General features: G+C 71.7%; 28 protein-coding genes. 18 read left to right on the top strand and 10 right to left on the bottom strand.

Going from position 1 to position 26,726, the window contains the following annotated elements; genetic code table 11:
- On the bottom strand, nucleotides 1–853 hold an 853-nt coding region (gene rfbD / locus Vqi01_RS00200; protein ID WP_204031758.1), incomplete at its 3' end, for a dTDP-4-dehydrorhamnose reductase.
- The gene (rfbB, locus tag Vqi01_RS00195) at nucleotides 850–1,851 is read right to left on the bottom strand and encodes a dTDP-glucose 4,6-dehydratase (RefSeq protein ID WP_204031757.1); all 1,002 of its coding nucleotides are present in this window, start codon (nucleotides 1,849–1,851) and stop codon (nucleotides 850–852) included. The genes rfbB and rfbD, both read right to left, overlap by 4 nt.
- 83 nt (nucleotides 1,852–1,934) lie before the next feature.
- Here rfbB and rfbA point away from each other — a divergent pair, with 83 nt between their 5' ends.
- Genes rfbA through Vqi01_RS00175 form a run of 4 tightly spaced genes read left to right on the top strand, consistent with a single transcriptional unit; the run spans nucleotide 1,935 to nucleotide 5,133 of the window.
- The gene (gene rfbA, locus Vqi01_RS00190) at nucleotides 1,935–2,861 is read left to right on the top strand and encodes a glucose-1-phosphate thymidylyltransferase RfbA (protein ID WP_204031755.1); all 927 of its coding nucleotides are present in this window, start codon (nucleotides 1,935–1,937) and stop codon (nucleotides 2,859–2,861) included.
- Nucleotides 2,858–3,475, top strand: a complete 618-nt coding sequence (locus tag Vqi01_RS00185) for a dTDP-4-dehydrorhamnose 3,5-epimerase family protein (RefSeq protein WP_204031753.1) — start codon at nucleotides 2,858–2,860, stop codon at nucleotides 3,473–3,475. Before rfbA ends, Vqi01_RS00185 begins: the two co-directional genes overlap by 4 nt.
- A gap of 57 nt (nucleotides 3,476–3,532) precedes the next feature.
- Nucleotides 3,533–4,891, top strand: coding sequence for a Pup--protein ligase (gene pafA, locus Vqi01_RS00180; protein WP_189050340.1), 1,359 nt, complete (start codon nucleotides 3,533–3,535; stop codon nucleotides 4,889–4,891).
- 50 nt (nucleotides 4,892–4,941) lie between these two features.
- Nucleotides 4,942–5,133 carry a hypothetical protein gene (locus tag Vqi01_RS00175; RefSeq protein ID WP_204031751.1) on the top strand — a complete coding sequence of 64 codons (192 nt, stop codon included), beginning with the start codon at nucleotides 4,942–4,944 and terminating at the stop codon, nucleotides 5,131–5,133.
- Nucleotides 5,134–5,176: 43 nt separating this feature from the next.
- Here Vqi01_RS00175 and Vqi01_RS00170 read toward each other — a convergent pair whose 3' ends face one another.
- A complete protein-coding gene (locus Vqi01_RS00170; protein WP_204031762.1) occupies nucleotides 5,177–6,262 on the bottom strand; it encodes a DUF3866 family protein in 1,086 nt (361 codons plus the stop codon).
- Between the two features lie 204 nt (nucleotides 6,263–6,466).
- Here Vqi01_RS00170 and Vqi01_RS00165 point away from each other — a divergent pair, with 204 nt between their 5' ends.
- The 6 genes from Vqi01_RS00165 to Vqi01_RS00140 all read left to right on the top strand — a co-directional run bounded on the left by Vqi01_RS00165 (nucleotide 6,467) and on the right by Vqi01_RS00140 (nucleotide 11,242).
- The gene (locus tag Vqi01_RS00165) at nucleotides 6,467–7,456 is read left to right on the top strand and encodes a helix-turn-helix transcriptional regulator (protein ID WP_204031749.1); all 990 of its coding nucleotides are present in this window, start codon (nucleotides 6,467–6,469) and stop codon (nucleotides 7,454–7,456) included.
- Nucleotides 7,453–8,451 carry a helix-turn-helix transcriptional regulator gene (locus Vqi01_RS00160; protein ID WP_204031747.1) on the top strand — a complete coding sequence of 333 codons (999 nt, stop codon included), beginning with the start codon at nucleotides 7,453–7,455 and terminating at the stop codon, nucleotides 8,449–8,451. Before Vqi01_RS00165 ends, Vqi01_RS00160 begins: the two co-directional genes overlap by 4 nt.
- 10 nt (nucleotides 8,452–8,461) lie before the next feature.
- Nucleotides 8,462–8,710 (top strand): hypothetical protein, encoded by a 249-nt coding sequence (locus Vqi01_RS00155; protein WP_204031746.1) that lies wholly within the window; start codon nucleotides 8,462–8,464, stop codon nucleotides 8,708–8,710.
- Nucleotides 8,711–8,926: 216 nt separating this feature from the next.
- Nucleotides 8,927–9,211, top strand: a complete 285-nt coding sequence (tatA, locus tag Vqi01_RS00150) for a Sec-independent protein translocase subunit TatA (protein WP_204031744.1) — start codon at nucleotides 8,927–8,929, stop codon at nucleotides 9,209–9,211.
- Nucleotides 9,212–9,229: 18 nt separating this feature from the next.
- Entirely contained in the window at nucleotides 9,230–10,180 is a 951-nt protein-coding gene (gene tatC / locus Vqi01_RS00145; RefSeq protein WP_204031742.1) for a twin-arginine translocase subunit TatC, read from the top strand.
- A gap of 120 nt (nucleotides 10,181–10,300) precedes the next feature.
- Nucleotides 10,301–11,242 carry a diacylglycerol kinase gene (locus tag Vqi01_RS00140; protein ID WP_204031741.1) on the top strand — a complete coding sequence of 314 codons (942 nt, stop codon included), beginning with the start codon at nucleotides 10,301–10,303 and terminating at the stop codon, nucleotides 11,240–11,242.
- Between the two features lie 118 nt (nucleotides 11,243–11,360).
- Here Vqi01_RS00140 and Vqi01_RS00135 read toward each other — a convergent pair whose 3' ends face one another.
- Entirely contained in the window at nucleotides 11,361–12,047 is a 687-nt protein-coding gene (locus Vqi01_RS00135) for an HAD family hydrolase (RefSeq protein WP_204031760.1), read from the bottom strand.
- A 158-nt stretch (nucleotides 12,048–12,205) separates the two neighbouring features.
- On the opposite strand from Vqi01_RS00135, the gene Vqi01_RS00130 reads away from it, so the two are divergent.
- From Vqi01_RS00130 to Vqi01_RS00115, 4 genes are all read left to right on the top strand, one after another.
- A complete protein-coding gene (locus Vqi01_RS00130; RefSeq protein WP_204031739.1) occupies nucleotides 12,206–14,986 on the top strand; it encodes a DEAD/DEAH box helicase in 2,781 nt (926 codons plus the stop codon).
- Nucleotides 14,987–15,233: 247 nt separating this feature from the next.
- Nucleotides 15,234–15,647: a type II toxin-antitoxin system Phd/YefM family antitoxin gene (locus Vqi01_RS00125; protein WP_204031737.1), complete on the top strand. Its 414-nt coding sequence runs from the start codon at nucleotides 15,234–15,236 to the stop codon at nucleotides 15,645–15,647.
- A gap of 113 nt (nucleotides 15,648–15,760) precedes the next feature.
- Entirely contained in the window at nucleotides 15,761–16,102 is a 342-nt protein-coding gene (locus tag Vqi01_RS00120; protein WP_204031736.1) for a YciI family protein, read from the top strand.
- Complete coding sequence (locus Vqi01_RS00115) at nucleotides 16,099–17,295, top strand: RNA polymerase sigma factor (protein WP_204031734.1); 1,197 nt, start codon at nucleotides 16,099–16,101, stop codon at nucleotides 17,293–17,295. The genes Vqi01_RS00120 and Vqi01_RS00115 overlap by 4 nt, the downstream gene beginning before the upstream one ends.
- Here Vqi01_RS00115 and soxR read toward each other — a convergent pair.
- Nucleotides 17,263–17,808 carry a redox-sensitive transcriptional activator SoxR gene (gene soxR / locus Vqi01_RS00110; RefSeq protein WP_204031732.1) on the bottom strand — a complete coding sequence of 182 codons (546 nt, stop codon included), beginning with the start codon at nucleotides 17,806–17,808 and terminating at the stop codon, nucleotides 17,263–17,265. The genes Vqi01_RS00115 and soxR overlap by 33 nt on opposite strands.
- Before the next feature lie 54 nt (nucleotides 17,809–17,862).
- Between soxR and Vqi01_RS00105 the strand changes: the two genes are divergently transcribed.
- The 3 genes from Vqi01_RS00105 (at nucleotide 17,863) to Vqi01_RS00095 (ending at nucleotide 21,574) form a co-directional block, all read left to right on the top strand.
- Nucleotides 17,863–19,389: an MFS transporter gene (locus Vqi01_RS00105; protein WP_204031731.1), complete on the top strand. Its 1,527-nt coding sequence runs from the start codon at nucleotides 17,863–17,865 to the stop codon at nucleotides 19,387–19,389.
- A 107-nt stretch (nucleotides 19,390–19,496) separates the two neighbouring features.
- A complete protein-coding gene (locus Vqi01_RS00100; protein ID WP_204031729.1) occupies nucleotides 19,497–20,621 on the top strand; it encodes a transporter substrate-binding domain-containing protein in 1,125 nt (374 codons plus the stop codon).
- Nucleotides 20,528–21,574, top strand: coding sequence for a hypothetical protein (locus Vqi01_RS00095; RefSeq protein WP_204031727.1), 1,047 nt, complete (start codon nucleotides 20,528–20,530; stop codon nucleotides 21,572–21,574). Before Vqi01_RS00100 ends, Vqi01_RS00095 begins: the two co-directional genes overlap by 94 nt.
- Nucleotides 21,575–21,579: 5 nt before the next feature.
- Here the strand turns inward: Vqi01_RS00095 and Vqi01_RS00090 are convergent, their stop codons facing one another.
- Entirely contained in the window at nucleotides 21,580–22,092 is a 513-nt protein-coding gene (locus Vqi01_RS00090; RefSeq protein ID WP_204031726.1) for an NUDIX domain-containing protein, read from the bottom strand.
- A 327-nt stretch (nucleotides 22,093–22,419) separates the two neighbouring features.
- Here Vqi01_RS00090 and Vqi01_RS00085 point away from each other — a divergent pair, with 327 nt between their 5' ends.
- Nucleotides 22,420–22,722: a TraR/DksA family transcriptional regulator gene (locus Vqi01_RS00085; RefSeq protein ID WP_204031724.1), complete on the top strand. Its 303-nt coding sequence runs from the start codon at nucleotides 22,420–22,422 to the stop codon at nucleotides 22,720–22,722.
- A gap of 26 nt (nucleotides 22,723–22,748) precedes the next feature.
- On the opposite strand, the gene Vqi01_RS00080 is transcribed toward Vqi01_RS00085, so the two are convergent.
- The 4 genes from Vqi01_RS00080 to Vqi01_RS00065 form a co-directional block, all read right to left on the bottom strand.
- The gene (locus Vqi01_RS00080; protein ID WP_204031722.1) at nucleotides 22,749–23,315 is read right to left on the bottom strand and encodes an ATP-binding protein; all 567 of its coding nucleotides are present in this window, start codon (nucleotides 23,313–23,315) and stop codon (nucleotides 22,749–22,751) included.
- 132 nt (nucleotides 23,316–23,447) lie between these two features.
- The gene (locus tag Vqi01_RS00075) at nucleotides 23,448–24,320 is read right to left on the bottom strand and encodes an SDR family oxidoreductase (RefSeq protein WP_204031720.1); all 873 of its coding nucleotides are present in this window, start codon (nucleotides 24,318–24,320) and stop codon (nucleotides 23,448–23,450) included.
- Entirely contained in the window at nucleotides 24,310–25,800 is a 1,491-nt protein-coding gene (locus Vqi01_RS00070) for a flavin-containing monooxygenase (protein WP_204031718.1), read from the bottom strand. Before Vqi01_RS00070 ends, Vqi01_RS00075 begins: the two co-directional genes overlap by 11 nt.
- A complete protein-coding gene (locus tag Vqi01_RS00065) occupies nucleotides 25,797–26,495 on the bottom strand; it encodes a hypothetical protein (RefSeq protein ID WP_204031717.1) in 699 nt (232 codons plus the stop codon). Before Vqi01_RS00065 ends, Vqi01_RS00070 begins: the two co-directional genes overlap by 4 nt.
- Nucleotides 26,496–26,726 lie beyond the last annotated feature (231 nt).

Here is a 26,726-nt window from a genome sequence, read left to right as displayed (position 1 = left end):
TGATGGGGAGGGCGTCGGCCAGGGTGGTGTGCCAGTCGGGTAGGGCGGGTAGGCCCGCTGCGGCCCACCGGGCGTGGCCGAGAACGCTGTAGGCCGGTCTGGGGGCGGGACGCGGAAAGCGGTCGCTGGTGGTGCGTCGAATCCGGTCGGGGTCCAGCCCGTGCCGGTCGAACACGGCGCGGGCGAGCCCGTGCCAGGTGGTCTCGCCGGTGCAGGTGCCGTGGTAGACGCCGGGGGCGGCCCGTCCGGCCATGGCGGCTTCGGCGAGCGCGACCAGTTGCTGGGCCAGGGTGTGGGACCAGGTGGGTTGGCCGCGTTGGTCGTCGACGACGTCGAGGAACTCGTGCCGGTCGGCCAGGTCGAGCATGGTGGTGACGAAGTTGCGGCCGTGGGTGCCGTAGAGCCAGGCGGTCCGTACCACGTACCCGGTGTCGGGCAGCAGTCGGGCGACGGCCCGCTCCCCGGCGAGCTTGCTGCGGCCGTACGCGTTGATCGGCGCGGTCGGCGCGTCTTCCGGGTAGGGGTTGCTGGCGTCGCCGGGGAAGACGTAGTCGGTGGAGATCTGGAGCAGCCGGGCGCCGTGGGTGGCGCAGGCCGCGGCGAGGTGGGCCACGGCGTCGCCGTTGACCGTGGTGGCCGCGGTTTCGTGGCGTTCGGCGCCGTCGACGTCGGTCCACGCGGCGGCGTTGACGACCACGTCGTGGCCGGCCACGGCGGCATGCCCGGCGGCCGGGTCGGTGATGTCGAGTTCGGCTCGGGTGGCGGCGGTCACGGTGTGCTCAGGGTGCCCGGCGAGCACCTCGACCAGGTCGCGTCCGAGCATCCCGGCGGCGCCGGTCACCAGCACTCTCATGGGGTCGACGCTGCCTTCAGCGGCTCCCACCAGGAGCGGTGGTCGCGGTACCAGCGGACCGTGTCGGCGAGTCCGGTGTCGAAGGTGATGCTGGGGACGTACCCCAGCTCGGTTTCGATCTTGGTGATGTCGAGCGAGTAGCGGCGGTCGTGGCCCTTGCGGTCGGGGACCGCGACGACGCGGTCCCAGCCGACGCCGCACGCGTCGAGCAGCCGGGCGGTCAGCTCCTTGTTGGTCAGTTCGGTGCCGCCGCCGATGTGGTAGACCTCGCCGGCGCGGCCCTTGTGCTGCACCAGGGCGATGCCTCGGCAGTGGTCGTGGACGTGCAACCAGTCCCGTACGTTGCCGCCGTCGCCGTAGAGCGGCACGGTGCCCCCGTCGAGCAGGTTGGTCACGAACAGCGGGATGACTTTCTCCGGGTACTGGTACGGCCCGTAGTTGTTGGAGCAGCGGGTCACCACGACGTCCAGGCCGTGGGTGCGGTGGAAAGCGAGGGCGAGCAGGTCGGATCCGGCTTTGGAAGCCGAGTAGGGCGAGTTGGGTGCCAGCGGCCACTGCTCGGTCCAGGAGCCTTCGGCGATGGAGCCGTACACCTCGTCGGTGGAGATGTGCACGAACCTGCGGACGCCGTGGCGCAGCGCGGCGTCGAGCAGGGTCTGCGTGCCGAGCACGTTGGTCGTGACGAACGGTGTCGCCCCGGCGATCGAGCGGTCGACGTGCGACTCGGCGGCGAAGTGGACGATCACGTCGTGCCCCGGCACCACCTCGTCGACCAGATCCGGTTGACGGATGTCGCCGTGGACGAACCGCAGCCGGGGGTCGTCGCGGACCGGGGCCAGGTTGGCCAGGTTGCCGGAGTAGGTGACGGCGTCGAGCACGGTCACCTGGGCCGGTGCCAGCGCGGACACCTCCTCCGCGTCACGGGTGGACGCTCCCAGCAGCATCCGGACGTACTCAGAACCGATGAAGCCGGCGCCGCCGGTGACCAGGATCCTCACAGGACGTGGAGTCTACGCGCAACGAGGTGGAGTAGCGTATCTGACACGTGACTCTTCGTGGCGCCCCTGGATAGGCTCCCGGGGTGCGCGGAATTCTGCTCGCTGGTGGCACCGGATCGCGGCTGTGGCCGATCACCCGGGCGGTGTCGAAGCAACTGATGCCGGTCTTCGACAAGCCGATGATCTATTATCCGCTCTCCACGCTGGTGATGGCTGGGGTGAGCGAGATCCTGGTGATTACCACGCCGGAGGATCAGGACCAGTTCCGGCGGCTGCTCGGCGACGGCAGCCAGTTCGGGCTGCGGCTGGAGTACGTCAGCCAGGCCCGGCCCGAGGGGATCGCCCAGGCCTTCGTGCTCGGTGCGGACTTCCTCGGTGCCGAGGCGGTGGCGCTGATCCTCGGCGACAACATCTTCCACGGGATGGGCCTGGGCCGGCAGTTGGCCGGGGCCGGTGACCCGATGGGTGGGCGGATCTTCGCCTACCCGGTGGCGAACCCGCAGGCGTACGGCGTGGTGCACTTCGACGGCGAGGGCCGGGTGCTGTCTATCGAGGAGAAGCCACAGCGGCCCAGGTCCCGGTATGCGGTGCCCGGGCTGTACTTCTACGACAACCGGGTGGTGGAGATCGCCCGAGGGCTCGTGCCGAGCGCCCGCGGGGAGTTGGAGATCACCGCGGTGAACGAGGCGTACCGGCAGTTGGGCGAGTTGTCGGTGACGGTGCTGGATCGTGGCACCGCCTGGTTGGACACCGGGACCTTCGCCTCGCTGGTGCAGGCCGCCGAGTTCGTTCGGGTGATCGAGGAACGGCAGGGCATGAAGATCGGCTGTGTCGAGGAGGTGGTCTGGCGGGCCGGCTTGATCGACGACGACCAGTTGCGGGCGTTGGCGGAGCCGTTGACCAGGAGCGGCTACGGCGACTACCTGCTCGATCTGGTGGCCACCGGCCGCGATGGGGCGACCGGGGACCTGGTGGGCTCGGTGGTCAGGCCGCGGAAGGAGGTCCGGTGAAGATCCGGCCGCTGGGCATCGAGGGAGCCTGGGAAGTCAGCCCGCGCCAGCACGGTGACCCGCGCGGCCTGTTCCTGGAGTGGTACCGCTTCGACCGGCTTGCCGAGGCGGTCGGCCATCCGCTGCGGTTGGCGCAGGCCAACCTCTCCGTTTCGGCTCGGGACGTGGTGCGGGGCATCCACTTCGCCGACGTGCCGCCGGGGCAGGCGAAGTACGTCACCTGCGTGCGGGGCGCGGTGCTCGACGTGGTGGTCGACCTGCGGGTCGGCTCACCCACTTTCGGTCGCTGGGAGAGCGTACGCCTCGACGACGCGGACCGGCGCGCGGTCTACCTGGCCGAAGGACTTGGGCACGGCGTCTGCGCGCTGACCGGTGACGCCACCTTGAGCTACCTCTGTTCGGCCACGTACAACCCGTCGGGTGAGCGCGTGGTGCATCCGCTGGACGAGGAGTTGGGCATCGAGTGGCCACCTGAGGTGCCGCTGCTGTCCGCCCGGGACGCCGCCGCGCCGACGTTGGCGTTGGCGCTGGCCGCGGGCGTGCTGCCGGAGTACGCCACGTGCCGCGACTACGCGGCGGCCCTGGGCGCCGGGGCGCATTCCGGCCTCGTCTGACCGGTACAGGTGCCGCGACAGTGACGAACGGGGCCTCGGTACGGCTAATGTCTCATCATGGAGCGGCGAATCTTCGGTCTGGAGACCGAGTACGGCGTCACCTGCACCTACCGTGGGCAGCGGCGGCTGTCCCCTGACGAGGTCGCCCGATATCTCTTCCGCCGGGTGGTGTCGTGGGGCCGGTCGAGCAATGTCTTTCTGCGCAACGGCGCGCGGCTCTACCTGGACGTCGGCTCACACCCGGAGTACGCCACTCCGGAGTGCGACTCGGTGGTCGACCTGGTCGCCCATGACCGGGCCGGCGAGCGCATCCTGGAGGGGTTGCTGGTCGACGCGGAGAAGCGGCTGCACGACGAGGGCATCGCCGGAGAGATCTACCTGTTCAAGAACAACACCGACTCGGCCGGCAACTCGTACGGCTGCCACGAGAACTACCTGGTCTCCCGGCACGGTGAGTTCGGCCGGCTGGCCGACGTGTTGATCCCGTTCCTGGTCACCCGCCAGTTGATCTGCGGCGCGGGCAAGGTGTTGCAGACTCCGCGCGGCGCGGTGTATTGCCTGTCCCAGCGGGCCGAGCACATCTGGGAGGGAGTCTCCTCGGCGACCACCCGCAGCCGCCCGATCATCAACACGCGGGACGAGCCGCACGCGGACGCCGAACGGTACCGCCGGCTGCACGTCATCGTCGGCGACTCCAACATGAACGAGGTCACCACGCTGCTGAAGGTCGGCACCGCCGACATCGTGCTGCGGATGATCGAGGCCGGGGTGGTGATGCGTGACCTCACTCTGGAGAATCCGATCCGGGCCATCCGGGAGGTGTCGCACGACATCACCGGCCGGCGCAAGGTGCGGCTGGCCTCGGGCAAGGAGATCAGCGCGCTGGAGATCCAGCAGGAGTACCTCGCCAAGGCGATCGAGTTCGTGGAGCGGCGCGGCGGCGACCAGACCGCCAAGCGGGTGGTCGAGCTGTGGGGCCGGGTGCTGCGGGCGGTGGAGACCGGCGACCTGGAGCCGGTGGCCCGGGAGATCGATTGGGTGACCAAGCTGCGGCTGATCGAGCGTTACCAGCGCAGGCACGACCTGCCGCTGTCGCATCCACGGGTGGCGCAGATGGATCTGGCCTACCACGACGTGCGCCGGGGGCGCGGGCTCTACGCGTTGCTGGAACGGCGTGGTGATGTGGACCGGGTGGCCACCGACCCGGAGATCTTCGAGGCCAAGGAGACGCCGCCGCAGACCACCCGGGCGCGGCTGCGCGGCGAGTTCATCCGGCACGCGCAGGAGAAGCGGCGCGACTTCACCGTCGACTGGGTGCACCTGAAGCTCAACGACCAGGCGCAGCGCACCGTGCTCTGCAAGGACCCGTTCCGGGCGTACGACGAGCGGGTGGAGCGGCTCATCGCCAGCATGTGAGCGTGACCCGGCCCGTTGCTACCGGGCGGGCCGGGTAGGCTTGCTCGGTCATGATTCCTCAACCACCCGATCGGCCCGGCCAGGGCACCGAGCGGCAGAATTGGCACGAACGCCGCCGCGACAAGATCCGCGCCGAGATCGAACGCAACCGGCGCGGCGAGTACACCATCCCCACGTGGGTGCTGGCGCTGGCCCTCGCGCTGATCGTCGGCGCCTGGATCGCCCTGGTCATTCTCGCCTGAGGCGCGGCTGCTGCGCGTCGCCGCGGCCGTGCAGCGCAGCGGCTCAGGCCAGCAGGCTTGCGGCGTGACGGCCGGCCGCGGCGGCGGCCAAGAAGTAGGCGTGGTCGGCGTCCAGCCCGCGGCCCATCGTCGACAGCGGCACCGGGCTGCGGCGTAGCGCCGCGTCCAGACCGGCGGTGTGCACCCGGAGCACGGCGTGTCGCCCGGCGAGCGGGGCGAGCGCGGCGTCCACCTCGGCGGCCAGCGCCGGATCCAGGCAGTCGGGCACCACCAGCTCCGCGCGGGCCAGCGCCACCCGGCCGTACGCGGTGAGGCTGTGGTGCGACACGCCACGGTGTCGCGGGCGCGGGTCGGCGGCGGAGATCCGCAGCGAGCCGACCGGCCGCCCACCCAGCGTGGCGACGGCGTTGACCGCCTCGCCGACGGCCACCCCGGAGAAGCCCCACCGGGTGCCGGTGCCGAGGTTGCCGGGGCCCTGCGCCACCACCGCCACGTCGGCGCGCAACACGTGCCGGGCCGCGAGCAGGCCGCTGTGCAGGGTGGACGCCTCCAGGTCGCCGCCGAACGCCTGCCCGACGCTGATCGTGCCGACCAACTCGTCTCGTAGGCCGGCCAGGGTGCGGGAGAACCAGGCGGGCAGCGCCCCGCCGTCGGTGAGCAGGTACGCCACCCGGGCGTGCGGGGCGTCGGCGCGGATCCCGGCCAGGATCGCCGGCAGCGCCGAGTGCAGGTCGGCGGTCACCACCGGCAGGCCGGCGAGGTCTTCGGCGGCGGCCAGCACCCGGTGGTGCGGCGACGCCTCCTCGTCGACGCCGAGCAGGATCGGTTGTAGCGGGGTGTAGCGGGCCTTGACCAGATGGCCGGCGTCGCGGGAGTCGAGGGCCTGCGGCGGGTCCGGCGGCAGCCGGTCCGGCAGCGCGACGACCAGGGCGTACCCGCCGGTGCCCAGACCCATCAGCAGCGCGCCGGCGTTGAGCAGTACGCGGTCGCCGACTTCGGGCTCGCCGACCAGTTCGGGATAGGCCAGGGCTCGCATCGTGCCGCCCTCGGTGACGTCGACGTCCAGCTCGACCGCCCCGGTCCACCGCCGCCGCAGCCCCGCCACAACTCCCGCCCGCCATCGCACCACGACCCGCCACGCTACCCCCTCCTCCTCCGCGCGCGCCGCCCGCCACACCCCCTGCAGATCTTGCACTTTTTGTCGGGTCAAACGTTGTTAAAGGGGGCATTCGGGCGACCGAAGGTGCAAGATCTGCGGGGTTGGATGGTGGTGTGGGTTGGTGGGCCGGCGCGGGTGCGTGTGGAGGATGGCGCGGCTGCTAGCGTCTACGGGGTGTCGCGCAGTCGCACCGAACGCCTGGTCAACCTGGTGATCTGCCTGCTGTCCACGCGGCGGTTCCTGACCGCCGCGCAGATCGCCGCGACCGTGCCTGGTTACGAGCACGACCCGGACGACGCCCGCGAGCACGAGGCGTTCCAGCGCAAGTTCGAACGGGACAAGGCCGAGCTGCGAGAACTGGGCGTGCCGCTGGAGACGGGGACAGCGAGCGTCTTCGACGTCGAGCCCGGCTACCGGATCGCCCGCCGGGAGTATGCGCTGCCCGACATCCCGCTCAAGCCCGACGAGGCCGCTGCGGTCGGCATCGCCGCTCGGCTGTGGCAACACGCCGGGCTCGCCGCCGCGGCGTCGTCCGGGCTGGCGAAGCTGCGCGCCGCCGGGGTGGATGTGGACCCGCAGGCCACGCTCGGTCTGGAGCCGATGGTCACGGTGGACCCGGCGTTCGCGCCGCTGACCGCCGCCGCCCGGGACCGGCGTGAGGTGCGCTTCGACTACCGGGTGCCGGACCGGGACGCGCCCGACGGGCGCCGGCTGCAACCGTGGGGCGTGGTCTGCTGGCGGGGCCGGTGGTATGTGGTCGGCCACGACCTGGACCGCGACTCCACCCGCTGCTTCCGGCTGTCCCGGGTGGTCGGCCCGGTCCGGGTCACCGGCGCGGCGGGCGGTTACCAGCCGCCGGTCGGAGTCGATCTGATCAGCCATGTGGCCCGCTGGTCCGGCCCGGTCGAGCGCGCCGGCCGGGCAACCGTGCTGGTCGCTCCGGGACGGGCCGCCGGGCTGCGCCGCTGGGCGGTGGAGATCACCGCCGGGTCGGAGGCCGACCGGCTGGTCCTGCCGTACGCCGACGCCTGCTCCCTCGCCAGGCATCTCGTGGGTTACGGCCCCGACGTGCAGGTGCTCGACCCACCAGAGGTACGCGAGGCGGTCATCCAACGGCTCAAGGAGATCGCCACCCGGCACGAGGCCCTGGCGGCGGCCCGATGAAAGCGGGGTCGCGCACGTCCGCCGACCGGCTGGCCCGGCTGCTCAACCTGGTGCCGTACCTACTCGCCCGGCCGGGGATCGAGATCGCCGAGGCGGCCGGCGATCTGGGCGTCACCGAGCGGCAGTTGCGCGAAGACCTGGAGTTGTTGTGGGTGTGCGGGCTGCCCGGCTACGGCCCGGGTGACCTGATCGACATGGCCTTCGACGGTGACCGGGTGACGATCACCTACGACGCCGGCATCGACCGCCCGCTGCGGCTCACGCCGGACGAGGCGCTCGCCCTGGCGGTGGCGTTGCGGATGCTGGCCGAGGCGCCGGGCGTGGCGAACCGGGACGCCGTCGAACGGGCCCTCGCGAAGATCGAGGACGCGGCTGGTGACCTGGTCGCCGCCCCGGTGGAGGTGCGGCTGCCCGGCGACGCCGGCCGGGTGGAGCAGCTGCGCGCCGCGGTGGAGGGCGGGCGCGCGTTGCGGATCACCTACTACACGCTGGCCCGGGACGAGACCACCGAGCGCGTGATCGATCCGCTGCGGATGCTGCTGGTCGGCGGCCGGACGTACGTGGAGGCGTGGTGCCGACGGGCCGAGGCGGTGCGGCTGTTCCGGGCCGACCGGATCGATGCCGTCACCGAGCTGGACGAGCCGGCCGTGGTGCCCCCGCAGGCCCACCCGCAGGACCTGAGCGAGGGGGTGTTCCGGCCGGCGCCGGACCTGCCGCTGATCACGCTGCGGATCGGCCGGGGCGAGCGCTGGATCACCGAGTACTACCCCTGTGAGCGGGTCGAGTCCGACGGCGAGCAGTGGGTGGTGTCGCTGCGCGTCACGGATTTGAGCTGGGCGCGGCGGTTCGTGCTCGGCCTGGGCCCGGACGTCACCGTCGTCGCCCCGGCGGAGCTGGCCGAACAGGTCCGGGACGCGGCGGTGGCGGCGCTGGACGCGTACGCGACGCCGGTGCCGCCCGGCGCGGACCCGGCGGCGGCCACGGTCAGGCAGTAGGCTGGTGGCCGTGCTGAAGTGGATCGTGCTCGCGCTGGTGCTGGTGCCGTTGGTCGTGCTCGTGCTGGCGGTCCGACCCGTGCTGGCTCGGCTGCCCCAGCTGCGCCGGGCGGTGCTCAAGCTGCATCGACGCGCCGACGAGGCGATGGCGCTGCGCGCTGCCGCGGAGAGCCTCCAGCAGCAGGCCGAAGGGCTGCAGAGCCGGCTGACGACCACCGAGCAGCGGCTCGCCCTGATCCGCGCCCGACGCGGCGGCTGACTGCCGGCTCGGCGGCGAACGACCGCTGGCTGACCAGGCGATGTGGTCCGGTTTCGGCTACGAAGATCCAGCAGACCGGTTGACGGGACGCTCGCGGTTGGTCGAGACTTCACCCACCGGTACCGGTCACCACGGTTCCGGCGGGTGGCAGCGGCCCTGGGCACACGTACGATGGGCTGCGGAACACCTCGTTGGCACAACCGACTGGAGCTTCACATGGGTGCCCTCAGGCCCTGGCACATCGCCGTACTCGTGGTCGTGCTGATTCTGCTGTTCGGCGCGAAACGGCTCCCCGACGCGGCGCGTTCCCTGGGCCGGTCGCTGCGCATCATCAAGGCTGAGACCAAGAGCCTGGCCGATGACGACCGCGACCTCGCCGAGAAGGCGGACGCGCAGGCCGGCTACCAGCCTCTTCCGCCGCAGCAGGCGCAGCAGCAGCCGTACCAGGGCACGGTGCAGCAGCCGGTCGTCGACCCGGTGCAGCGCGTCCGCGACAACTGAGCGAAGGGCCCGACCATCGTGGCCTTCGGTCTCCGTAAGCGTGGCTCGAGCAACTTCGAGCGGGCCGCCGACGGCTCGATGACTCTCATCGAGCACTTCCGCGAGCTGCGCACCCGGTTGTTCCGCGCATCTGCGGCGATCGTGGTCGGGCTGATCGGCGGTTACCTGCTCGCCCAGCCGGCATTCGAGCTGCTGAGCCAGCCGTACTGCCGGCTGCCCGGCATGATGGTCGACGGCAAGTGCCAGAAGTTCCTGATGCTCGCACCCGCCGACGGCTTCATCCTCAAGCTCAAGCTGGCGCTCTGGATCGGGTTGATCATCGGTGCGCCGGTCTGGCTCTACCAGCTGTGGGCGTTCATCGCACCCGGTCTGCACCGCAACGAGCGCAAATGGGCGTACGTCTTCGTCGCGATCGCGGCACCCCTGTTCGCCGCTGGCGCGGTGCTCGCCTTCTTCGTCGTGGACAAGGGCCTGGCGTTCCTGCTGGATGCCGGGGTCACGGGCACCGACTCGCAGCTTGAGGTCACCCGCTACATCTCCTTCGTCACCACCATGATCCTGCTCTTCGGGGTGGCGTTCGAGTTCCCGCTCACCCTGCTGATGCTCAACTTCACCGGGGTGGTGAGCGCCCGGCGGCTGCTCGGCTGGTGGCGGGTCGTGGTCTTCATCTGCTTCGCGTTCGCGGCGGTGGCCACCCCGGACCCGGGTCCGTTCGGCATGACGCTGCTGGCGCTCTGCCTGTGCCTGCTCTACTTCATCGCGGTCGGGGTGGCGTTCCTCAACGACAAGCGCAAGGGACGCGGCAAGGAGATCTACGCCGGCATCGACGACGACGAGGCCTCCCCGCTGGAGTTCGACCGGGAGCCGGTGACGGCGGGGCAGCCGGTCGACAGCGCCGGCCCGATCGACGCCCCGGAGCCGGTGCCCGCCCCCAAGCCGATCGAACGCCGCTACGACGACGTGACCTGACCGGTCCCGACTGCGACGGACGCCGCCCCGCCGGGGCGGCGTCCGTCGGTGTGGCAGCCCCACACGGCGCGAATTTTTCCTTTCCGCCAACTGGACAGGGCCGGCGGACCGGCGGGTAGCGTGCTCGCCGTGACCGCAGACGATCATCTTTCCGGTGCTGTGCCGGCCGACGGACCCGTCGCCGTGTTGGCCAACCCGACCGCCGGGCGCGGCCGGTACCGGGGACTGCTGCCGGACCTGTTGGAGCGGCTCTCGACCGCCGGGCGGCCGGTGCGGTTGCTGGCTGCGGGCAGCGCGGACGAGGCGGAGGCGGCCTGCCAGGCCGCCGTCGCCGGGGGCGCCTCCGCGCTGATCGCGGTGGGCGGTGACGGCACGGTGCACCGGGCGATGCAGGCGGTCGCCGGCAGCAGTGTGCCGTTCGGGCCGGTGCCGGCCGGCACCGGCAACGACTTCGCCGTCGAGACCGGTTTTCCGGCTGAGCCCCGGGCGGCGGTGGAGGTCATCGCGGCGGCGCTGCGGCAGGGGCGCAGCCAACCGGTCGACCTGGCCCGGATGACCGGCGCCGACGGCACGGTCCGCTGGTACGGTGCGGTCCTCGCGGCCGGCTTCGACGCCATCGTCAACGAGCGGGCCAACCGGATGCGCTGGCCGCGCGGCCCCCGCCGCTACGACCTGGCCATCCTGGCGGAACTGGTCCGGCTGCGCCCGCGCCGGTACACCCTCACCCTCGACGGCGAGCGCGTCGAGGTCGAGGCGGTACTGGTGGCGGTCGGCAACGGCGGCAGCTACGGCGGCGGCATGCAGATCTGCCCGCACGCGGACCCGACCGACGGTCTGCTCGACGTGGTGGTCGGCGGCCGGTTCAACCGCCGTACGCTGATCCGGGTCAAGCCGCGCATCTACGCCGGCACCCACATCACCCACCCGCTGGTGCGCACCTACCGCGCCCGCACCGTCACCGTCGCCGCCGCCGGCATCACCACCTACGCCGACGGGGAACGCTCCCTCCCCCTCCCGGTGACCATCACCGCCACCCCCGCCGCCCTGCACCTCCTGCGCTGACTGCGCCTTCCCCTCCAAGCGCGCGCCGATCTTGCACTTATTGTCGGGGCGTAAGCCGCGAACCACCCCATACCCGCGACCAAAAGTGCAAGATCGCGAGCGAAAGGGGGGAGAGGGGTCAGGGGCGGTGGGTGAGGTCGAGGATGGAGCCGAGGCCGTTGGGGCGGCCGGGGTCGGCGGCGGGCAGGACCAGTACGGCGCAGCCAGCCGCGACCGCGCCGGCGTCGGCGGGAGTGTCGCCGACCATCAGCGCCTGCTCCGGGTCGACGCCGAGCATGCCGCAGGCTCGCCAGAAGATCGCCGGATCCGGCTTGCAGCGACCCACCTCGTACGACAGCACGAAGGCGTCGACCAGGTCGGTCAGACCCCAGGCGTCGAAGATCGGCCGGATGTCGAAGCCGATGTTGCTCACCACGGCCACCCGCACCCCGGCCTCGCGCAGCGCGGCGAGAGTGGGTGCGGTGTCCGGATAGAGCACCCAGCCCTCCGGCACCAGTACGCGCTCGTAGAGCGCCTCGGCGAAGCCCTCGATGCCGGCGTCGACCGTCGCGGCCAACCCGGTGTAGGCGTCCCGGTGGGCGTGTTGGTAGAGGTCCCGATCGGCCCAGAGTTCGGCCAGCCTCGGGGGTACCCGGGCGGGTAGCGGACCACCGGCCCGCCCGGCGGTGAGCAGCCGGTCGGCCAGCGCGGTGGCGCGGACCCGGTCCAGCTGCACGCCGCACGTCGCCGCGGCGGCCAGCACCCAGTCACGGGGCTCCTCCACCTGGGCGAGCGTGCCGTGGAAGTCGAGCAGCACCGCCTGCACGGGCCGGCGGGACGGGCCCGGCTGGGCGGCAGCGCCGCGTACTGCGTCGGTCGGTTCGGCATGATCCGGCACGTCGTGCACCCTACCGACCCGCTCCGGTCGCCTTGGCGGATGGCCTTGCCGGGTGCCGGCCGACGGCACGCACTAATCTTGGTGACATGTCGAGCCCCGCCGAGCGGTATGCCGCGGCGCGCCGCCGGGCCGCCCAGGCCGCCCAGTTTCCGGCGCTGGAAGAATTCACCTCCGACCTGGGGTTCGACCTCGACGACTTCCAACGGGAGGCGTGCCAGGCCCTGGAGCGGGGCAGCGGGGTGCTGGTGTGCGCGCCGACCGGGGCCGGCAAGACCGTGGTCGGCGAGTTCGCCGTACACCTGGCGCTGCGCGGTACCCCCGGGCGGCCGGCGGCGACCGACGGCGCTCGCCGCAAGTGCTTCTACACCACCCCGATCAAGGCGCTGTCGAACCAGAAGTACCACGACCTGGTCGACCGGTACGGTGCCGACCAGGTGGGGCTGCTCACCGGCGACAACGCCATCAACGGCGACGCCCCGGTGGTGGTGATGACCACCGAAGTGCTGCGCAACATGCTCTACGCCGGCTCGGCCACCCTGGAGGGCCTGGCGTACGTGGTGATGGACGAGGTGCACTACCTGGCCGACCGGTTCCGGGGCGGGGTGTGGGAGGAGGTCATCATCCACCTGCCCGCCTCGGTGACGCTGGTGTCGCTGTCGGCCACGGTGTCCAACGCCGAGGAGTTCGCGGACTGGCTGATCACGGTGCGGGGCGAGACCAGCGTGGTGGTCAGCGAGCACCGGCCGGTGCCGCTGTGGCAGCACATGCTGGTCGGCCGGCGGATGTTCGACCTGTTCCACGATGCCGACGCCGCCCGCAAGCACGACGTGCACCCGGAGCTGCTGCGCTACACCCGGGAGACGATGCGGCGCCTCGATCTGAGCGAGGGGCGCTTCGCCGGGCCGGGCGTCGGGCGCCGGGGGCCGCGCTGGCGGGGGCCGCTGCGGCCGGACATCGTCGCCCGGCTGGACCGCGAGGGTCTGCTGCCGGCGATCCTGTTCATCTTCAGCCGGGCCGGCTGCGACGCGGCGGTGCAGCAGTGCCTGGCGGCCGGGCTGCGGCTGACCTCGCACGAGGAGCGGACGGAAATCCGCCAGGTGGTGGAGTCCCGGATGACAACCATCCCCGGTGAGGACCTGTCGGTGCTGGGCTACTGGGAGTGGCTCGACGGTCTGGAGCGCGGGCTGGCCGCGCACCATGCCGGGATGCTGCCGGCGTTCAAGGAGGTCGTCGAGGAGCTGTTCGTCCGCGGGCTGGTCAAGGCGGTCTTCGCCACCGAGACCCTTGCCCTGGGCATCAACATGCCGGCCCGCTGCGTCGTGCTGGAGCGGCTGGTCAAGTACAACGGCGAGGCGCACGTCGACCTGACGCCGGGGGAGTACACCCAACTCACCGGGCGGGCCGGGCGCCGGGGCATCGACATTGAGGGGCACGCCGTGGTGGTGTGGTCCCCGGAGACCGATCCTCGGCACGTGGCCGGTCTCGCCTCCACCCGCACGTACCCGCTGCGCTCCAGCTTCCGGCCCTCGTACAACATGGCGGTGAACCTGGTCGGCAGCGTCGGCGCGGAGCCGGCGCGGGCCCTGCTGGAGTCCTCGTTCGCGCAGTTCCAGGCGGACCGGTCGGTGGTCGGCCTGGCCCGGCAGGTGCAGCGCAACACCGAAACCCTCGAGGCGTACGGCGCGGAGGCGACCTGCCACCACGGTGACTTCGACGAGTACTTCGCGTTGCGGGTGGCCATCGCCGACCGGGAACGGGAGCTGGCCCGGCAGGGGCAGAGCCAGCGCCGGGCAGCGGCGGTGGCGTCGCTGGAGCGGCTGCGCGTGGGTGACGTGATCCGGGTGCCGTCCGGGCGGCGGGCCGGCCTGGCCGTGGTGCTCGACCCGGCCGCCGGCGGCTTCAGCGAACCCCGTCCGCTGGTGCTGACCCAGGACCGGTGGGCCGGGCGGATCAGCCCCGGCGACTTCACCTCCCCGGCGGAGGTGCTGGCCCGCATTCGGGTGCCGAAGCACTTCAACCCCCGTAACCCGGCCGCCCGGCGCGACCTGGCGGCGCAGGTCAGCGGCACCGGCCTGGACCGCCACAGCCGCCGGGGCTCCCGGGGCCGGCAGTCGGGGGAGGACCACCAGCTCACCCAGCTCCGGGCCGAGCTGCGGCGGCACCCCTGCCACGCCTGCCCGGAGCGGGAGGAGCACGCCCGGTGGGCGGAGCGCCGCCGCCGGCTGGAGCGGGACACCGAGGAGCTGCGCCAGCGGGTGGCCGGCCGGACGGGCTCTCTGGCGCGTACCTTTGACCGGATCGTCGCGCTGCTGACCGCCCGCGGCTATCTCACCGCCGAGGGCGCGGTGACCGACGCCGGTCGGATGCTCGGGCGGATCTGGACGGAGGCCGACCTGCTGGTGGCGGAGTGCCTGCGCCAGGGGGTCTGGGACGGGCTGTCCCCGGCCGAGTTGGCCGCCGCCGTCTCCGTGGTGGTCTTCGAGGCCCGCCGCGACGTCGACGAGCGGGCGTCGCTGCCGCGCGGCGCGGTCGCCGAGGCGGTCGAGGAGACTCTGAAGCTGTGGAGTGAAATCGAGGCCGACGAGGCGTCGCGGGGGCTGGCCGTCACCCGCGAGCCGGACCTGGGCTTCGCCTGGCCGATCTACCGCTGGACCCGGGGCGAGGCGTTGGCGAAGGTGCTGGCCAGCGGGCACGAACTCGACGGCGAGATGCCAGCAGGAGACTTCGTCCGGTGGGCCCGGCAGGTGGTGGACCTGCTCGGCCAGGTGGCCGACTCGGGCGGCGCCTCGACCGAGCTGCGGGCCACCGCGCGGCAGGCGATCGGCGCGGTGAACCGGGGCGTGCTGGCCTACCACTCGCCGGCCTGACCGGCCTGCGCTGCGGTCGAGGCGTTCAAGACCGACCCGGCCACCGCCGCGCTGGGTCGTGGCCGCCGCGGCGAGCCACGACCGGTGATCAGAGCTCGCGGCTCGACCTTGGCCCTACCGCGCCCTGTCGAGCTGAACCGTTTGTGCTGTCGCCGGGCAGGCTGGCGTGCTCCCTCATGGAGAGTTCTGGCGTGCTCTCTCATGGAGAGTTGCGGAAAGTGTCGTACCCGGTACTCAGGATGTATTCATGGCTGTCCCCGCCCTCACCCCGCGAAACGTCCCGCCGCGCTCGCTGCCCCTGCGCGAGGCGCGCACCCGACTGAGTCAGCTCGTCGCGATGGCGGAGCTGACCGACACCGTCACCGTGGTCACCCGCGACGGCGACCCGCGGCCGGTCGCCGCGATCGTGCCGGCCGGCGTGGTCCGCACCGCCGCCCAGGCTCGCGCCGATGCCGACCGTCTCACCGAGGTCACCGCCGGCTGGGCCCGGCGCCTGGAGGCCCAGCGTGAGCAGAGCGCCCGCCGCCACGCCGCCGAGCTGCGCGCGGTGACCGCGGCGCTCGCCGAGGTGTGGGCCGAGCTGGATCGGCGGTTCCCCCCGGGCACCGATCCCGCGCTGGCCCGGCTGCGCGCGGCCCACGCCGACCTGCTCGCGAGCTGACCCTGCCGCTGACGTCGGCGGCACGCCAGAAACTGATCCAGCCGGTTGTCGGAAGCGGTCGGTCGCCGATCGTCTGGTTGGTAAGGCACCCACCCGCACAGGCAGGAGAGGTAATGAAGTACGTGCTGATGTTCGTCGAGACCGAACAGTTCGCCGCTGACCTGATCGCCATGGACGAGCCCGAGCGGGAACGCGCCTACGCCCGGGTGCGGCAGTGGTTCGCCGACCACCATGACAAGATCACCCATCACGCGCATCTCATGCCGGCGGACAGCGCCACCACGCTGCGACTGGACCGCGGTGAGCCGCTGATCTCCGACGGGCCGTTCGTCGAGGGTAAGGAGATCGTCAGCGGGTACGCCGAGATCGAAGTGGCCGACCTCGACGAAGCCCTGCGGATCGCGAAGTCGTGGCCGGCCTGCCCGGTGGTGGAGATCCGACCCATCGCCGCATGACCCAGCCGACCCACGCCGAGCTGGCCCGCCTGGTGCGCGACCACGCGGGCCGACTCGCCGCGTCCCTGGTCCACCTGGTCGGCGACTTCGCCGCTGCCGAAGATCTTGTGGCCGACGCCGTCGAGGCCGCGTTGTCGCACTGGCCGGTCGAGGGCATCCCGGTTCGGCCGGACGCCTGGCTGTACACGGTGGCCCGCCGCCGCGGCCTCGACCAGATCCGCCGGGAGCACCGGCACCGACGCAAGCTCGCCCTGGTGCCGTGGCCGACCGAGCCGCAGTCGGACGACCGGCTCCGACTGATCTTCACCTGCTGCCACCCGGCGTTGCCGCGCACCGCCCAGGTCGCGCTCACCCTCAGGGTGGTGTGCGGGCTGACCACGGCACAGATCGCCAAGGCGTTCCTCGTCCCGGAAAGCACCGTCGGGCAGCGCATCACCCGAGCCAAGCGGAAGATCAGCCACGCCGGGATTCCGTACCGAATTCCGTCCCCGGACGAGCTCGGCAGCCGTCTCGCCGAGGTTCTCGCCGTGATCTACCTGCTGTTCAACGAGGGCTACCTGTCCACCGACGGCCACCAGGCACAGTCCCGCGACCTCACCGACGACGCCGAATTCCTCGCCACGCTGCTGCACGGTCTCATGCCCACCGAACCCGAGGCGGCGGGCCTGCTCGCACTGATCCGACTCCATCGGGCCCGGGCCGCCGCCCGGTTCGACACCGACGACCGGATCATCCAGCTGCCGCAGCAGGACCGATCACGGTGGGAGCACACGCTCATCGCCGACACCGGCCGGCTGCTCGCCCGAGCCGCCGCCCTCAGGCGACCCGGGCCGTACCAGCTCCAGGCCGCGATCGTCGCCTGTCACGCCGAAGCCGCCAGCTGGGAGGACACCGACTGGACCCAGATCGTGGTCCTCTACGACATGCTGCTGCGCCTGGCTCCGTCACCGGTGACCCGACTGCACCGGGCCGTCGCCCTTCGCTACGTCGCCGGACCGGCCGCCGCGCTCGTCGAGGTCGACGCCCTCTGCGGCGACCTCGACGACTACCACCTCTTCCACGCCACCCACGCCGAACTCCTCCGCGATCTCGGCCGCCAGGAGCAGGCACGCGCCGCTGACGAACGTGCGCTCACCCGCACCGCCAACCCCGCCGAACAGTCACTGCTCCGGCAACGGATCAACTGGGCTTGAAGACCAGGCCGAGGTCGGTGGTGTGGAGCGATGTTGAGCCATGCCAGTATGCCGGCGGCGGCCGGTCAGCAGGCGGCGTGGGCCGGTGCCGTCGTCCCCGAGCCGGTCATCGGGGTTTCGCAGGGCGCAGGTGTCGATGGACAGACAGCCGCAGCCGATGCAGTCGGACAGGTCATCGCGGAGGCGGGTCAGCTGGTCGATGCGAGTGTCGAGTTCGGCACGCCAACTTGCCGACAGGCGGGCCCAGTCGTCTCGGGTCGGGGTGCGGCCTTCCGGGAGCGCTGCCAGGGTCTCGGCGACCAGCCGCAGCGGTATCCCGACGCGTTGCGCGACCCGGATGAGGGCGACCCTGCGCAGGGTGTCGCGCGGGTATCGCCGCTGGTTCCCGGTGGTCCGGCGGCTGCTGATGAGCCCCTTCGCCTCGTAGAAGTGCAGCGCGGTCACGGCGACACCGGAGCGTGCCGAGAGTTGCCCGACAGTGAGCTCCTTGGCATCGAAGGGTGGCTTGGTCATGTTGAAATGATATGACTTGACCTCGACCATAGTCGAGGTTGCACGCTCGGATCCATGACGCAACAACTGGCCGGGGTGCGGCTGGAGCAGGTGGCCGGGCGGCGGGAGTGGATCGGTCTCGCGGTGCTCGCCCTTCCGGCCCTCCTCGCATCCCTCGAACTGACCGTGACGCATCTGGCGCTGCCCACGATCGGCAAGGATCTGACGGCGAGCAGTACGCAGCTGTTGTGGATCGTCGACGTGTACGCGTTCCTGCTCGCCGGATCCCTTATCACCATGGGTGTGTGGGGTGACCGGATCGGTCGGCGGCGCCTGCTGTTGATCGGGGCCGCCGGGTACGGTGTCGCCTCGGTCGGCGCGGCCTACGCCCCGACGGTCGAGCTGCTGATCGGTGCCCGGGCGGTGATGGGAGTCGCCGGCTCGACCCTGATGCCGGCAACGCTCTCCCTGGTGACGGCCATGTTCGGGCAGCCGCGGCAGCGTGCGGTGGCGATCGGGATCATCGTCGCCAGCGTCTCGGGCGGCACCGCGATCGGCCCCCTGACGGGTGGTTGGCTGCTGGAGCGGTTCTGGTGGGGCTCGGTGTTTCTGCTGGGGGTACCCGTGATGGCATTGCTGTTGGTGGTCGGACCGCGGCTGCTGCCCGAGCGCCGCGAGCCGACCGCCGGCCGGCTGGACATCGTCAGTGCCCTGCTCTCGTTGGCCGCGGTGCTGCCGGTGGTCTACGGGCTCAAGCGGATCGCCGCCGAGGGTGCCCACGTGGCCTCGCTCGCGGCCGTCGCGGTGGGCCTGGCCTGCGCAGTCCTGTTCGGGTGGCGGCAGCGCGGCAAGGCCGATCCGTTCATCGACCTCCGCCTCTTCATCAACCGGGAGTTCAGTGTCGCCGCGGCGACGCTGGCGGTCGGCATCTTCGTCCTGTGGGGATCCAACTACGCCATCGCGCAGTACCTGCAACTGGTGCACGGCCTGTCACCGCTCGCGGCAGGCATGTGGACCGCGCCGTCCGCTGTCGGGGTGATCGTCGGCTCCACGCTGGCCCCGCGGATCGCCCGCAAGGTCCGTCCCGCGGTGGTCACCGCGGTGGGACTGGCCGTCGCCGCCGTCGGGTACGGCGTGCTCACGCAGGTCGAGGTCGGCGGGCTGGCCACCCTGGTGGCCGGGGCCGTCGTCGTGTCCGCCGGTCTGGGTCCGATGATGGCGCTCGCCACCGACATGGTCGTCGGAGCCGCCCCTGCGCGGCGGGCCGGCGCGGCGGCGGCGATCTCCTCGACGGCACCACAACTCGGCGGGGCGTTCGGTATCGCGATCCTGGGCAGCGTCATCACCGTGGTCTACCAGCAGGACATGGCGGTGGGTGTCCCCGCCAGCGTTCCCGACGTCGCGGCGGCCGCCGCGCGGGACAACCTCAACGCCGCGCTGGTGGCCAGCGGTCGCCTCCCCGAAGGGCTCGGCGACCAACTGCTCGGCGCCGCCCGGGAGGCGTTCACCCACGGATTTCAGCTCATGGCGGCGGTGAGCGCCGTGCTGATGGTGGTCACGTCGCTGCTCGTCGTGATCATCCTCGGGCGCGTCCGCCGGTAGGCGCCTGGCCCCGCCGAGTCGGTCACGCTTGCGTCACAGAGTGTCAGATTCGGGCCGCGCCTGGCCACAATGGAGGTTCTCGCGGTGGGCGGCATACGGGGGTGACGATGAGCGACTACGGCGAACCGGCCGCGGACCCGCTGCCGGGACGGGCCGGCCCCTCCCGGGCCCGGCGGCTGCGCCTGGCCGCCCTGGTCGTGCTGCTCGTGGTGGTGGTCGTCGCGGTGATCCGGGTGGTCGCCGCAGCCGGTCCGCCGACCCGTGAGCAGTTGCGGGAGCGGGCCGGGCTGACCGGCAAGCAGACCCTGCTCATCGGGGTCAAGGACGACCAGCCAGGGGTCTCGCAGCAACTGGAGAACGGTGCATTCGAGGGCTTCGACATCGAGATCGCCTACATGATCGCCGACGACCTGGGCTTCGACGCGCCGCGGGTGGAGTTCCTGCCCATCGAGAGCGAGGATCGCGCCCGCCGGCAGGCCCGTGCCCCCGATGGCCGCTTCGTCACCGTCGACCTGGTCGTCGCCTCGTACAGCATCACCGACGACCGCCGGCAGAAGGGCGTGAACTTTTCCGCGCCGTACCTGGAGACCGAGCAGTCGGTGATCACGCGGGCGTCGGACGACCGTCCGGTGACCAGCCTGCGTGACCTCGCCGGGCGGAAGGTCTGCACTATCGGGACGTCGACCTCGGAGGATAGGCTGACCGACCTGCTGACCGATCTGGGGGCGACGGCGCGCGGCCGCAACCGGATCAGCGAGTGCGTCCAGGAGCTGTACGACGGCACAGTCGACGCGGTCACCACCGACGCGGCGATCCTGGCCGGCTTCGTGGGCCCGCGCCCGCCCGGCGAGCTGCCACCGATGACCAAGCTGAAAAACGTGCAGGAGCTGCGGCACTGGGACATCGGCGACGACGGGTCGGAGCTGTGGGGCGTCAACACCGGCCCGAACCCCGCGATGCGCGACCTGGTCAACCTCTCCCTGCAGGAGTCGGCGACCGGTCCCGACGGGGAACGCTGGCGGGCGGCCTTCGACCGGTACCTCAGGTCCGAGCAGCCCGCCAACAACCCGCAGCAGGTCGCGGTGGACCGGCAGCCGGAGCCCGGACCGGAGGACAGGGTGGAGGTGCGGCGGTGGCCGTGGGAGAGGTTCGCGCTGCCGTATCCGCACCGACCGGGGCCGGCCTTGCCAACCGGCGTCGCACGGCGCGGCAGGCGCAGCAGTGGCTGCTGACCCTGCTGCCCGCCTTCCCGGTGCTGCTGCTGGTGCTGCGGCTGTGGCGGCTCAGCCGGCAGGACATGTCGACGATGCTGCTGCTCGTGCAGTACGTCACCCCGCTGGGGCTGCTCAGCGCCCTGCTCATCGCCCTGGTCTGGGCGGCGCCACTGGTGATGCTGGTGCTCGCGGTGCTCGGCGAGCTGCTGCAGGTCAGCGCGCCTGACCGGTTCGATCCGGATCGGTCGTTGGTGGCCTACGCCAGCTCGCGTACGCCGGGCTGGGTGCTGGTGGTAGCGGCCACGCTGGCCGCTCTGACCTGGCAGCTGCGGTTCCTGCCGGCCCTGGTGATGCTGCTGGTGTGGCTGGTCGCCCTGCGCGCCCGCAACCGGTTTCCGGACCGGCCCCGGGTGCTGGTCGCCACCGGTCTGATTCTGCCGGTGCTGGTGACCGCGGCCTGCTACGCCTGGCTGGGCCCGGCCATCTGGGCGGCCCTGCGGCACGACGAGCTGGCGACCGCCGCACTGCTGGCGCTCCCGCCGGCCGGCGCGCTGGTGCTGACCGGGCCGGTGCCGGCGCGGGCCGCGCCGGCATTGATCCGTACGCTCATCTACGTGCTCGGCGCGCTGGTGCCGGTGCTCGCCGGAGCGGTCTTCCTGCGGGTGCCGCTGCTGCCCGCGGTGGCCGTCGAGGTCGGCGCACCGCTCACCCGGGAGGTGGTCCTGGGCGAGGCGGTGACGGTGACGGACCGGATGACCATCGTGCTGGAGCACTCCGGCGATCTCCGTTTCCTGCCCAACGACGAGGTTCGGGCTCAGGTGCTGTGCCCGAACGCGAGCCGGATGCCGGCCAGCCGGGTGACGGTGGCGGGCTGGCCGGTGGAGGACACCGCCCTGGACTGGATGATGCCGCGCCGGCCCGTCGGCGTGCCGGATCCGCGCTGCGCCGGCCTGGTGCCGATCAACCCGTGAGTCGGTCAGCTGGTCCGGCGGGCGAAGAAGTCGGCCAGTACCCGGGTGTGGGTGGTGAAGGCCAGTTCGGTGGGCTCGGTCAGCACCAGCCACTCGGTGGCCTCCGCCGTGGGCGCCGACGGAGGTAGCTCCTCGATCGGGCGTACCGGCAACTTTCCGAAGATCATCATGGTGCCGCCGGCCGGCGCGCTGTGCACCGCGACCAGTTCCGCGTCGGCCGGGTCGGCCAGCAGTCCCGTCTCCTCCCGCAGTTCCCGGACCAGCGCGTCCTGCCACTGCTCGCCGTACTCGATGAAACCGCCGGGAAGCGCGAGCAGCCCACGGGCGGGTTCGATGTCGCGGCGGACCACGACCACGCCGAGCCCGGAGGGGGTACGCACCGGCAGCAGCGCCACCGCGACGGGCAGCGGATTGCGCCAGACCGTCTCACCGCAGGCCACGCAGAGCCGGGGCCAACCGGCCTCCGCCGGATAAACTGTGCCACAGTACGAGCAGTGCGAGTACGCCACGGGGGTCATGCCGCTGCACGTTACCCGTCGGCGGCCCGGCGCTGGCCGCCCCGTTCAACGGCCTGTCCGATCGCGGATACTCCATTGGCCCGCCCCGGGTTGCGGGCTATGGTTGACCGATGTATCCCGTTGCCCTGCTGGACCACGTCGCCGTCACGGCGGCGTCGGTGCCTGCTGCCCCGGGCGCGGTGGCGCGGCGGATCCCCGCTCGGACTGGTCATGGCCAGCCGAGCCCCGCCGGCCGGAGCCCTCCGGAACCCGTCCATTGATCAGGACGGCCAAGGGCGAAGCTGAAGCTTCGGCCCTTTTTTCTATTCCGAGGAGAGGGAATCCGACATGAACGACCAGACATGGCTCACCGAACTCAAGTTGACGTTGACCCAGGAACACGAAACGCAGACGGCCCGGCTGACCCAACTGACGGCGGATACCGGGGATCCGGCGGAGGCGCACACCAACGCCGCCCTGATCGCGGCGACCCGGCAGAGCCTGGAGCAGATCACCGGTGCGTTGCGCCGGCTCGCCGCCGGCAACTACGGCACCTGCGAGAAGTGCGGTACGGCGATCGCCCGGGAACGCCTGGAGATCCTGCCGCACGCCCGGTTCTGCGTGCCCTGCCAGCAGAAGCAGACCGGCTGACCCCGTCGCGGGCTGCCACGTCCGGCCTACCGGTGCGGCAGCCCGCCGTCATCGCCGGGACACCCATCCGGTCCGATCCGGCCGAGCGGTCGGCCGCCGGTCACGGTGTCCGGCAGCCCCTGAGTGGTGATCACGCCGGGCGGTGCGGCCCGCTCCGGGGCCAGGCTGGCGACGACCGTGGCGGTCACGCCGTCGGGCCGGCGGGTGAGGGTCAGCGCCCCGGTCAGGTGGTGGGCCAGCCAGAGCCCGCGCCCACCCGGAGTGTTCGCCGCCGGGAGGTTCACCGTCAGATCGCCGCCACGGCCGTGGTCGGTCACCTCACAGACGAGTTGGTCAGCGTGCCGGAACAGGTCGAGCCTCCCATGGCCGCCGCCGTGCAACACCGCGTTGGTGACCAACTCGTGGATGGCCAGGACGAGATCCTCGGCCACGTCCCCGGTGAGGCCCGCTGCGGCGATCCGCGCGGCGAGCAGATGCCGCACCGTGGTCACCGTCTCGGCGGTGAACGACAGGGACAGCAGGGACGTCGCCTCGCCGTCGCCCGGAGACGGACCACCCGGGCCAGTGGCGTCCGGCCGACCGAGGTTGCTCATGATGGCAGATTACGTCGTCCGACGGTGACCGCGAACGTTGCGGCAGGGCAAGGATCCTCGCGTCCGGCCACCGATCCGGCGGGCACCCGAATTCTGTCTGTTCCGCCCACACTGATCCGGCGGGCCGAGCGCTCAGTGCCGGTTCCCGACCGAGGTACGGCCGAAGGCCCGGCCGTGCTGGCGGACCTCGTCGGCCATCTGCTCGGCCAGTTCGCCGCCCCCGAACCGCGTGATCAGCGCGTCGGCCAGCCCGCTGAGCACCACCGGTCGTAGCGCCTGGACGAGGGCGATCGAGCGGGGCACGTAGACCTTGCGGCGGCGCCGTTCGATGCCGCGCAGCAGCGCGTCGGCGCAGCGCTCGACGCTGACCACGGTGGACAGCGGCCAGGGCAGCTTGCGCTGCGCCTGCCGGAACGACGGGAAGTCCTCGCGGATGTCCCGGACCAGGTCGGTGTCGATCCAGATCGGGTGGGCGGTGCCGACGGTCAGCCCGTGCCGGCGGTTCTCCAGTCGCAGCACGTTGCCGAACTGCTCCACCCCGGCCTTGGAGGCGCAGTACGCGGCCATGCCCGGCATCGCGCCGAAGGCCGCCGCCGACGAGACGATCAGCACGTGGCCCTGGGCGGCCAGCACGTGCGGCAGCGTCGCGCTGACCGTACGGACCACGCCGGACAGGTTCACGTCGATGGTGTGTACCAGGGCGTCCACCGGCCCGCTGGCGACCGTGCCGAGATTGGCGATGCCGGCGTTGGCCACCACCACGTCGATGCCACCGTACCGCTGCACCGTGGAGCTGACGGCGTCCTGCAGACCCGCCTGGTCGGTGACGTCGCACTCGTACCAGTGCCCGTCCACCTCCCGTGCCACCTCGCGCAGCAGCGCCGGCTCCAGGCCGACCAACGCGACGCGGGCACCCCGTGCGGCGGCGGCCCGGGCCAGGGCGGCACCGATGCCGCGGGCGGCACCGGTGATCAGGATGGTCCTACCGTGTAGGTCATACCGCATCGGATCGCTCCAGGTCTCGGTCTGCGCCGCCGATCTCGACGGCCTGGTGGTCGGCGGGGCGGAAGCGGCGCAGCCGCCACCGGTAGCCGGTGGCGTAGCCCGGCCAGATCGTGGTGTTGTGGCCGCTGGCGTCGAGGTACCAGCTCGCGCAGCCGCTCTGCCAGACGGTGCCGCGCATCCGCCGGTCGACCCGCTCGGTCCAGCGCCGTTGTGCCTCGGCGGTGGGCTCGATGGCGGGTACGCCAGTGGCACGCTGGTGGCGCAGGGCGGCGAGGATCAGGCGCAGCTGTGCCTCGACCATCAGCACCACCGAGGTGTGCCCGAGGCCGGTGTTCGGGCCGAGCAGGAAGAACAGGTTGGGGAAGCCGGCGACACCGGTGCCCCGGTACGCCCGCATGCTCGGCGTCCACGCCTCGGCGAGGGTGCGCCCGCCCCGGCCGTGGATGCGGGAGGCGACGGGTGGGTCGGTCACGCGGAAGCCGGTGCCGAGGATGATCGTGTCCGCCGGGTGGTATGCGCCGTCGGCGGTGACCAGCCCGTCGGCGGCGATCCGGCTGATGCCGGCGCTGACCACGTCGACGTTGCCCCTGGTCAGGGCCGGCCAGTAGTCGTCGGAGAGGAGCACCCGCTTGCAGCCGATGGCGTAGTCGGGGGTGAGGGTGGCGCGCAGGCCCGGATCGGCGACTTCGTGACGAAGCTTGCGCAGGGAGCGCCGGGCGGCGAGCCGGCTCACCGTGGGATGGAGGAAGCCGACGGCCAGCGCCTCGCGCGCCAGGTAGACCCCGGCCCGGGCGGCGCGCTGCGTGGCGGGCAGCCGGCGGAACAGGGTCTGCTCCAGCCGGGTGATCCGGCGCGATCGGCGCGACATCACCCAGGCGGGCGTGCGCTGGAACAGGGTCAGCCGCGCCACGACCGGCTGGATGCGGGGCACGAACTGCACGGCGGAGGCGCCGGTGCCGATCACCGCGACCCGGCGACCGGTCAGGTCGTGGTCGTGCCGCCAACGGGCGGAGTGAAAGACGGTGCCGGTGAAGTCGTCGAGGCCGGGCAGGTCCGGCACGGCCGGCTCGCTGAGCGGCCCGGTGGCGCAGATCAGCACCCGGGCAAGGTACGCGCCGCCGGAGGTGTCCAGCCGCCAGCGTCCGCGCCGGGAGTCCCAGTCGGCCCGGCGCAGCTCGTGACGCAGCCGCAACCTCGGGCGTACGCCGAAGCGGTCCACGCAGCCGCGCAGGTAGTCCCAGATCTCCTGCTGCCCCGAGAAGGTGTCCGACCAGTACGGGTTGGGGGCGAACGAGAACGAGTACAGGTGCGAGGGCACGTCGCAGGCGCAACCGGGGTAGGTGTTGTCCCGCCAGGTACCCCCGACGTCGTCGCTCCGGTCGAAGACGAGAAAGTTGGTGAAGCCGGCCCGCTGCAACTGAATGGCCGCGCCCAGGCCGCCGAAGCCGGCCCCGACGACGGCGATGTCGATCTCCATCATTCCTCGGCGTCGGAATCCGTGCACCTGACCCGGTGCAGCGTATATCTGGAATTGATGAGGACAATCAAATGCGTGTCCTGAGCCTGCAGGACCTCCTGGGGCGGATCTGGGACTTCAGCGTACAGGTTCAGGACCTGGCCGTCATAACCTGAAACCGTCTGAACGGTGTCCACTGTGAACCGTGAATGGGCGACCGTTCCTTGCGATAAGAAGCGATAGTCCAGCGTCAGGGCGAAGCATGAGGTCGAGAACACCTGTATTGTGGTGAATTTTTGGGCAGCGTAACTCCCGGGTATCTCGAACTCCCGCACCTGAACGGTCCAGTAGCCGTCGGGGTCTGCTCCTAGCACCGGAGGCCATACGCAACCCGAGAACCGACTCGGCGACTGCCCCTCGGCTTCGACTGGCACTTCTCGCGCATCCGAATGTTTCTCCCGGCAGAGCGTTGCGTTGTCTACTTCCGGTGCGGCCCGAGGATTGAGTGCAAGATATGCGGAAACCACGACGCCGATGATCCCGATGATTGCCGGTACGGCTATGGCCGGATTCTTCCACCATGGGGATTCTTTCGCCGGCTCCGGATTATTTGCCTTCTGGTCGGAAGGGGATGCGGCGGCGGGTGGTGCCCCGGCTGCCGAGGGCTGCTCTTCTGACACCCGATGAGTATCCCGGAGTGCATCGGGCAGCACAATCACGCCACCACCCCCCCGGCAATGCCGTCGGCGGCAGGGACGCGGGTGCTCGCCGGCGATCGGGTCCGGGCCGACGCCGCGGCGTCGCGGTGCGCCCGCGCCCGCACTGGGGCGTTGCGGTGGCCCGCACCCGTACCCGCACCCGCACCCGCACTGCGGGCTGCGGTGGCCACTGTCCCCGCGCCATGCTTTGCTCTGCTTCAACCCACGCAATGGATTCCGGCGAGAAGCATT

It is taken from the genome of Micromonospora qiuiae (assembly GCF_016863555.1).
In the GTDB taxonomy this organism is placed as follows: Bacteria; Actinomycetota; Actinomycetes; order Mycobacteriales; family Micromonosporaceae; genus Micromonospora; species Micromonospora qiuiae.
Note: the sequence above shows the minus strand (reverse complement) of the source record. Positions and strands in the feature narration are given on the sequence as shown.